This window comes from Paenarthrobacter sp. CM16 (assembly GCF_013179505.1).
In the GTDB taxonomy this organism is placed as follows: Bacteria; Actinomycetota; Actinomycetes; order Actinomycetales; family Micrococcaceae; genus Arthrobacter.
On the sequence record NZ_JABMCX010000001.1, the window covers coordinates 36,739 to 43,816 of the forward strand.

Here is a 7,078-nt window from a genome sequence, read left to right on the forward strand (position 1 = left end):
AACACCCTCCACCACATGGCATAACTGACATTCGAAACTCTGCCACCCGCGGGGGTCTTTTCCTACTAGGAACAAGGGCGTGCCGTGATATTCCGGAGAAACAGGCCGTATCAGGGGTGTTTTCCGGTCATCGCGGGGCTATGGACTTTTGCGGAACGGGGGAGGAAAATCTGGCCGATAATCGGGCACAAATCCGAAGCGTCCGGCGTTGCACCCTTACACCGGCGGCGGATGGACAACCGGACCGGTGAAAACCCACAGCAGATATAGAGGACAAGGAAGGACCATGGCCACCGATTACGATGCCCCTCGAAAGACCGAGGAAGACGTCAGCGAGGATTCCCTGGAAGAGCTCAAGACGCACCAGTCGGGGAAGCAATCTTCCGCGGTGGACGTTGATGAGTCGGACCTTGCCGACGGTTTCGAACTCCCCGGTGCTGACCTGTCCGGCGAAGAGCTCCTGATCCAGGTCATGCCACCCCAGCCGGACGAGTTCACCTGTTTCAACTGCTTTCTGGTGAAGCATAAATCGCAGATCGCCACGGAGCGGGGCGGTCATTTGTACTGCACGGAGTGCGAAAGCTAGGCGTGCAATGGGGGTTGCCGCAGATTGTCCCTGGTGTTCTCAGGCGCGGGGGGCGGTGAGCGCCGACACCAGCTCGTCAGGCCTGCGGGACGAGGCAAGCCAGTAGGGAGTCCGGTCTGCGGGGTCTGTGATCTCAATCTTCACCACGGGGTCGATCCACCCACGGAAGCACATGTAGGCCAGTCCGTTGAGCCGGGGACCCCGCTCGGCGGTTGCTTCAGCCTTGGTAAAGGCTTCGACGGATCCCACGAACTTCCGTTCGATACTGGCCCGGCCCACTTGGACAGTGGTGGGGGTGACTTTGATGGTGGGTGTCGAGAGCACCAACATGATGGTCATGATGGCCAGCAGGATCAGGGCCGCAATGATGCCGGTGGCCGCGCTGATGGGGCCGAACATCAGGATGCCGGCACCGGACAGGCCAACCACCACAACCCAGATCCACACTGACGGCCACAGCTTCTCGGTGTACAGGACCTCAGAGGACGACGGAGTGTTCCGGGCAGGCACGGGGGAGGACTGGTCAGGCGTAGGCATGCCTCCAGCTTATCCGGCGGGGAGTGGCCGCTGCGTCCACAACCGTGGGCCAGGCCGGCAGACCGAGGTCCTTGGTTTGCGGCCCGCAGTAGAATGAACCACTGTGAGCAATGAGACCGCAGTATTCAGTACAGACACCGCCCAAGAAGCCGTTAGTGGCAGTGAGGCGCCTCCCGCCTATGGAGCCCCCACCCTGGAAGTGCAGCTGAAAATGCTCGACGCCGGGCTGGAAGCGCCGTCCTATGCGCACCCGGGCGATGCCGGGGCAGACCTCCGGGCGCGGGAGGACGTTCACCTCGCCCCAGGGGAGCGGAAACTCGTCCCTACCGGCGTTTCCCTTGCGCTCCCGGATGGATTCGTGGCACTGATCCACCCCCGCTCGGGTCTGGCCACCAAGCACGGGCTCACCATCGTCAACGCCCCAGGCACTGTTGACGCAGGCTACCGGGGCGAAATTTCAGTGACGCTCCTGAACACCGACCAAAACCACGCCATTGACCTCAAGCGCGGCGATAGAATTGCACAGATGGTGATTCAGCGCGTTGAGTACGCGCGGTTCGTGGCTGTAGACCAGCTCTCCGATTCCGTTCGCGGAACCGGTGGCTTTGGTTCCACGGGCGGCTTTAACGCACCGAAGGCCTAAGCGAACCACTGGACCCTCCTACGTCGCAGCTATTGCCGTGGCGTGGTTTAACGTGGTTCAACGTGGGTGCGGTTTACTTGGGGATAGACCACTACTAAGGAGAAAACCCAATGCTTTTTGGGCGCGGCAAGAAGTCCAAGGACGAGCGGTCTGAAACCGCCGGCACCGTCGAGGAATCCGGTGCTGAGGCACAGAGTCCTGAATCAGGCACGCCCGGTGACTTCCGGCTCGCCAAAGGCCCCTTGGATATAGACGAGATCGAGGACCGTGATGGATACGTGGACCTCGGTGCCCTCCTGATCGCCCCCGCCGAGGGTCTGCAATTGAGGCTCGAAGTGGAAGAAGCTACCCGGCGCGTGGTGGCCGTGACCATGGACCTGGAGGGCTCCAGCCTTCAGCTCCAGGCGTTTGCGGCTCCGCGGTCTGAAGGTTTGTGGGATGAGATCCGGGAACAGATCACCCAGTCGGTGGCCAGCCAGGGCGGGGAAACCGAAGAAGTTTCCGGAGCGTTCGGTACTGAGCTTGTGGCCAAGCTGCCTGCCGAAGCGGCCGACGGCAGCCGTGGCTTCCGCGCTGCACGCTTCATGGGCGTGGACGGGCCGCGCTGGTTCCTCCGGGGAGTCCTGGGTGGGCAGGCTGCCCTTGAGCGCGATGCTGCGGCAGGGCTGGAAGAACTTTTCCGCCGGGTGGTAGTGGTGCGCGGCGACAACCCGATGCCCCCGCGCGAATTGCTGCAGTTGCGCCTGCCCAAGGACGCTGCAGTGCCCGGGCAGGCTGGCGCTCCGCAGAATGCACCTGCCATGGAGCAGCCTGAACGAGGGCCGGAGATCACCCAGATTGGCTGATACTGCGGGCGGGGGAAGGACGGCCGGCCAGCGTCCCACGGCGCAGGGGGTTCGTGATCTTCCTGCCCGTGGAAGGGCGGTGTGCACGGGCTTTATTGAGTCGGTCACGCATCAGCCACCCGGCAATCAGCCGTTTTTCTCCGCTGTTGTCGTCGACACCCTGGGGCCCGGGTCCCACCAGGGAAACACCGCAGGGGGAGTCCGGAAACCCTACGACCGTCTTCGTGTCATCTGGCTGGGCAGGACACGCGTACCCGGCATCGAAGCCGGAGTGCAGCTTCGCCTGAATGGCATGGTGACCCAGCTTGACGGGTTGCCGGCAATGTTCAATCCACGCTACGAAATTCTTTCCCGTCAGGAGCACCTATGACCGTGGCCAACGGATCAGAACCTCAGAACACCGGGGGAGCTGGTCCCGATCACCAGGCTTCCCCGCCCGAGGCTTCCGCCAAGCCGTCAGCGGAAGCGCCCAGCGTGTCCGATCTCGCTGCCGGTTACGCCGGGAAAGCGGGCCTGCACCGGAACAGTGCCGGGCACGTGGACATGCTGAAGTCCGCAGGCGGCTGGCAGGGCATTGCCGAAAGTATCCTTCCGGGACTGGTTTTCCTGGTGGTGTTCACCGTGACCCGGGATTTGACCCCTGCTTTGGTGGCAGCTTTGGCTGCTGCCGCGGTTTTCACCGTAGTCCGGTTGATCCAACGGCGTCCCCTGACCCAGGCACTGGCCGGGGTTGTGGGAGTCGGTATTTCAGCGTGGCTGGCCAACACCACGGGAAAGGCAGAGGATTTCTACGTCCTGGGCTTCTTCACCAACATTGCCTATATCGCCGCCATGGTCCTCTCCATCGTCCTCAAATGGCCGGTGGCCGGCCTTCTCTTTGGCTTCGTACGCAATGAAGGACTCGAATGGCGGAAGGATCCCGAGCGGCTCAGGGCTTACAGGCTGGGCACGTGGATTGTGGTGGCGGTTCTTGCACTGCGACTGGTAGTCCAGGTCCCGCTCTACTTCATGGGAGAAGCCGGCCTGACAGCGCTGGCGACCACCAGGCTCCTGATGGGCGCCCCGCTGTACATCCTTGGCCTTTGGGTTGCCTGGCTGCTCACCAAGCCTGCACCTCAACCGTCGAAGCCGTCGTCCTCGGACGCTTGATCCGCGGCTCCGGACGTTCCCTCGAGTGGTTCCCCACCGTCGTCGGAACCTGGTGACAACAGTGAACGGAGACCGTCCTCTGCTGCGATGGTGGTGACGAAGAACAGTTCGTCACCGCCATCAAGGACGTCGTCCCGGGTAGGGGTAATGGGCGCTTGATCGCGCAGGATGGCTACCAAGGTGGCGTCCTCGGGCCAGTCGATCCCGCCCACGGTGCTGCCGATGACATGGGAGTCGTGGGGGACGGTGAATTCCACGATCGATGCCACTCCTGTCTGCAGGGTCAGCAAGCGCACGATGTCGCCGATCTCCACGGCTTCTTCCACCAGCGCCGTCATAAGCTGCGGAGTGTTGACCGCGACGTCGACGCCCCAGGAATCGTTGAACATCCAATCGTTCTTGGGATTGTTCACACGGCCCACGGTGCGGCCCACGCCAAACTCGGTTTTGGCCAACAGGGACACCACCAGGTTGACTTTGTCGTCCCCGGTGGCAGAAACCACGACGTCGGCATCCTCAAGTTTTGCGTCCTGCAGGGTGCTGAGTTCGCAGGCGTCTCCCACCAACCACCGGGCGCCCCGCAGTCCACTGCGGCCAATGACCTCGGGCTTGAGGTCAATGAGCAGGATCTGGTGTCTATGGGCCAGAAGTTCACGCGCAATGGACGAGCCGACGCTTCCTGCGCCAACAATGACAACTTTCACTAAGACTCCTTGGCGGGTGCTTTGGCGAGGATCCGGCTGATCTCGGACGTTCTGTCCAGGCTCAGCATCGCGTGGACCGTATCGCCTTCCTGGTAAGCCGTGCCGGCCTGGGGAAGCACGCCTTCACCAAACCGTGTGAGGAAAGCGATGCGGATTCCCGAGGCGGCCTCGATCGAAGCGAGGCTGTGCCCGATCCAGTCCTCGTGCAGGTCCACTTCGGCGAGCACGAGGCGGCCCGAGGGCTCGCGGTAATCGCCGGCCAGATGCTGCTCCGGAAGTATGCGGCGCAGGACCTGGTCCGCGCTCCAGCGGACAGCTGCCACCGTGGGGATGCCGAGCCGCTGGTAGATTTCGGCCCGGCCGGGATCGTAGATGCGCGCAACCACATGGGCGACGTGGAAAGTCTCACGGGCCACGCGGGTTGCGAGGATGTTCGAGTTGTCGCCACTGGAAACGGCAGCGAAGGCATAGGCCTCTTCCACGCCGGCCTGCTTGAGGGTGTCCCTGTCAAAGCCGACGCCGGTGACCTTGCGTCCGGTAAAGGTATTGCGCAGCCGGCGGAAGGCCCGCTCGTCCTGGTCGATGATGGCGACCGAGTGGCCGGCATCTTCCAAAGTGTGTGCCAGCGTTGCGCCGACACGGCCGCAACCCATGATCACGAAGTGAGCCACCATGTCTCCTTTATCTGTGCTGTGCGTTCCGCTCGGTATGACTTTACCGGTGCGGGGTGGCTGCGCTTGCGAACAACCGTCATGACATCGATGGGGATTCAGAGTAGCTTTGCGGAGTGCTGACAATTTTGAATGCCGCGAAGCGGGTGTTGGTGGGCCGGCCTGTCAGGAATGACCGGCTGTCCCACACCTTGTTGCCCAAACGCATCGCTTTGCCGATCTTCGCCTCGGATGCGTTGTCTTCGGTTGCCTATGCTCCCGACGAAATCCTGCTGACCCTCGCCTTGGCGGGGGTTAGCGCTGTGGCCTTTTCGCCACTTGTCGGCCTCGCGGTCATGGTGGTTTTGCTCACAGTGGTGGCGTCCTACCGCCAAAACGTCCACGCCTATCCGTCGGGCGGCGGCGACTATGAGATCGCCAGCGTGAACCTGGGCAAGTATGCAGGGCTGACTGTCGCATCGGCCCTGTTGGTGGACTACGTGCTGACAGTTGCGGTATCCATGTCCTCAGCCGCAACCTACCTGACAACAGCCATCCCCTCGCTGCACGGCCAGCAGGCACTGATCGCCACCATCGGCGTCGTCATCCTCGCCTTGGTCAACCTCCGCGGGGTCAAGGAGGCCGGCACGCTATTCGCCGTCCCCACCTACATTTTCATGGCCTCCATCCTCGGCATGACCGCGGTAGGGATCTTCCAAGCTGCAACCGGGACACTGGGCGAAGCGCCCTCCGCCAACTTCACCATCGTTCCCGAGCCCGGCTTCGACGAGGGCCTTGTGGGCCTCGCCGGGGCCTTCCTGCTGCTGCGGGCCTTTTCCTCAGGGGCTGCGGCGCTCACCGGTGTTGAGGCCATCAGCAACGGCGTGCCGAATTTCCGCAAGCCCAAAAGCAAGAATGCAGCCAGCACGCTGCTCTTGCTCGGCGGCATAGCAGCCTCCATGCTGGCCGGGATTCTGTACCTTGCCAACGCCACCAAAGTACACATTGTCCTGGACCCTGCCCGGGAGTTCCTGGTGGACGGCAAACCCCTGCCCGAGGACTACATCCAAACGCCTGCCATCAGCCAGATCGCAGACACCATTTTTGGCTCGGGTTCCATCCTTTTTTACGTCGTGGTTGCAGCTACGGGCGTCATCCTCGTCTTTGCCTCCAACACCGCCTTCAACGGCTTCCCCGTGCTCGGCTCCATCCTCGCGCAGGACGGATACCTGCCACGCCAGCTCCGTACCCGCGGTGACCGCCTTGCCTTCAGCAACGGCGTCCTGGCGCTGGCCGCCGGAGCCCTGGTCCTGATCCTTGCCTTCAACGCCGATGTCACCAAGCTGATCCAGCTCTACATTGTGGGTGTCTTCATTTCCTTCACGGCCAGCCAGTTGGGGATGATCCGCCACTGGGGACGTGAGCTCAAACTTGCCAGGGACAAGGCTGTCCGCCGCCGCATCTTCAAGTCGCGCACCATCAACATGCTGGGCTTCGGCATGACCGCCCTGGTCCTGGTGATCGTCCTGATTACCAAGTTTGAGCAAGGCGCTTGGATTGCCCTGCTGGCCATGTTTGTCCTCTTCCTCATCATGTGGAGCATCCGGGCCCACTATGACAACGTGGCCAGGGAACTGGCCGTGGACGAGGACTCGTCCCCCCGCGCATTGCCCACCCGTGTCCATGCGGTGATCCTTGTTTCGCATGTCCGCAAACCTGTCCTGAGGGCTTTGGCCTATGCCAGGGCGTCGAGGCCCTCACGCCTTGATGCAATTACCGTGGACATCAACACCGAGGAGACCGAGCACACCGTCAGGGACTGGGAAAAGCTTGAAATTCCAGTACCGCTGACCGTCCTGGCCAGCCCTTACCGCGAGACCGTGACACCCATCATGGACTACATCAAGAACATGCGCCGCGACTCGCCGCGGGACCTGATCGTCGTCTACATTCCCGAGTACGTC

Annotated in this window: 9 protein-coding genes; 6 read left to right on the plus strand and 3 right to left on the minus strand. The window is 62.4% G+C overall.

Annotated elements, in window-relative coordinates:
* Positions 1 to 286: 286 nt before the first annotated feature.
* A complete protein-coding gene (locus HP499_RS00145) occupies positions 287 to 586 on the plus strand; it encodes a DUF4193 domain-containing protein (protein WP_172321956.1) in 300 nt (99 codons plus the stop codon).
* Between the two features lie 39 nt (positions 587 to 625).
* On the opposite strand, the gene HP499_RS00150 is transcribed toward HP499_RS00145, so the two are convergent.
* Positions 626 to 1,123: a DUF3093 domain-containing protein gene (locus HP499_RS00150; protein ID WP_172321957.1), complete on the minus strand. Its 498-nt coding sequence runs from the start codon at positions 1,121 to 1,123 to the stop codon at positions 626 to 628.
* A 103-nt stretch (positions 1,124 to 1,226) separates the two neighbouring features.
* Between HP499_RS00150 and dut the strand changes: the two genes are divergently transcribed.
* From dut to HP499_RS00170, 4 genes are all read left to right on the plus strand, one after another.
* Complete coding sequence (gene dut, locus HP499_RS00155; protein ID WP_172321958.1) at positions 1,227 to 1,766, plus strand: dUTP diphosphatase; 540 nt, start codon at positions 1,227 to 1,229, stop codon at positions 1,764 to 1,766.
* Positions 1,767 to 1,876: 110 nt separating this feature from the next.
* Positions 1,877 to 2,611 carry a DUF3710 domain-containing protein gene (locus tag HP499_RS00160; RefSeq protein WP_172321959.1) on the plus strand — a complete coding sequence of 245 codons (735 nt, stop codon included), beginning with the start codon at positions 1,877 to 1,879 and terminating at the stop codon, positions 2,609 to 2,611.
* Positions 2,604 to 2,981 (plus strand): hypothetical protein, encoded by a 378-nt coding sequence (locus HP499_RS00165; protein WP_172321960.1) that lies wholly within the window; start codon positions 2,604 to 2,606, stop codon positions 2,979 to 2,981. The genes HP499_RS00160 and HP499_RS00165 overlap by 8 nt, the downstream gene beginning before the upstream one ends.
* Positions 2,978 to 3,760 (plus strand): DUF3159 domain-containing protein, encoded by a 783-nt coding sequence (locus HP499_RS00170; RefSeq protein ID WP_172321961.1) that lies wholly within the window; start codon positions 2,978 to 2,980, stop codon positions 3,758 to 3,760. The genes HP499_RS00165 and HP499_RS00170 overlap by 4 nt, the downstream gene beginning before the upstream one ends.
* Here HP499_RS00170 and HP499_RS00175 read toward each other — a convergent pair.
* Positions 3,727 to 4,464 carry an NAD-binding protein gene (locus tag HP499_RS00175; protein ID WP_172321962.1) on the minus strand — a complete coding sequence of 246 codons (738 nt, stop codon included), beginning with the start codon at positions 4,462 to 4,464 and terminating at the stop codon, positions 3,727 to 3,729. The two genes, HP499_RS00170 and HP499_RS00175, sit on opposite strands and share 34 nt — an antisense overlap.
* Positions 4,464 to 5,135 (minus strand): NAD-binding protein, encoded by a 672-nt coding sequence (locus HP499_RS00180; protein WP_172321966.1) that lies wholly within the window; start codon positions 5,133 to 5,135, stop codon positions 4,464 to 4,466. Before HP499_RS00180 ends, HP499_RS00175 begins: the two co-directional genes overlap by 1 nt.
* A 116-nt stretch (positions 5,136 to 5,251) precedes the next feature.
* Here HP499_RS00180 and HP499_RS00185 point away from each other — a divergent pair.
* The coding region (locus HP499_RS00185; RefSeq protein WP_172321963.1) for an amino acid permease at positions 5,252 to 7,078 on the plus strand (1,827 nt) is incomplete at its 3' end.

Bases quoted from the DNA above. Each gene is read 5' to 3' on its own strand.
- HP499_RS00145 (WP_172321956.1), top strand. From the start codon at position 287: ATGGCCACCGATTACGATGCCCCTCGAAAGACCGAGGAAGACGTCAGC.
- HP499_RS00150 (WP_172321957.1), bottom strand. From the start codon at position 1,123: ATGCCTACGCCTGACCAGTCCTCCCCCGTGCCTGCCCGGAACACTCCG.
- HP499_RS00160 (WP_172321959.1), top strand. From the start codon at position 1,877: ATGCTTTTTGGGCGCGGCAAGAAGTCCAAGGACGAGCGGTCTGAAACC.
- HP499_RS00170 (WP_172321961.1), top strand. From the start codon at position 2,978: ATGACCGTGGCCAACGGATCAGAACCTCAGAACACCGGGGGAGCTGGT.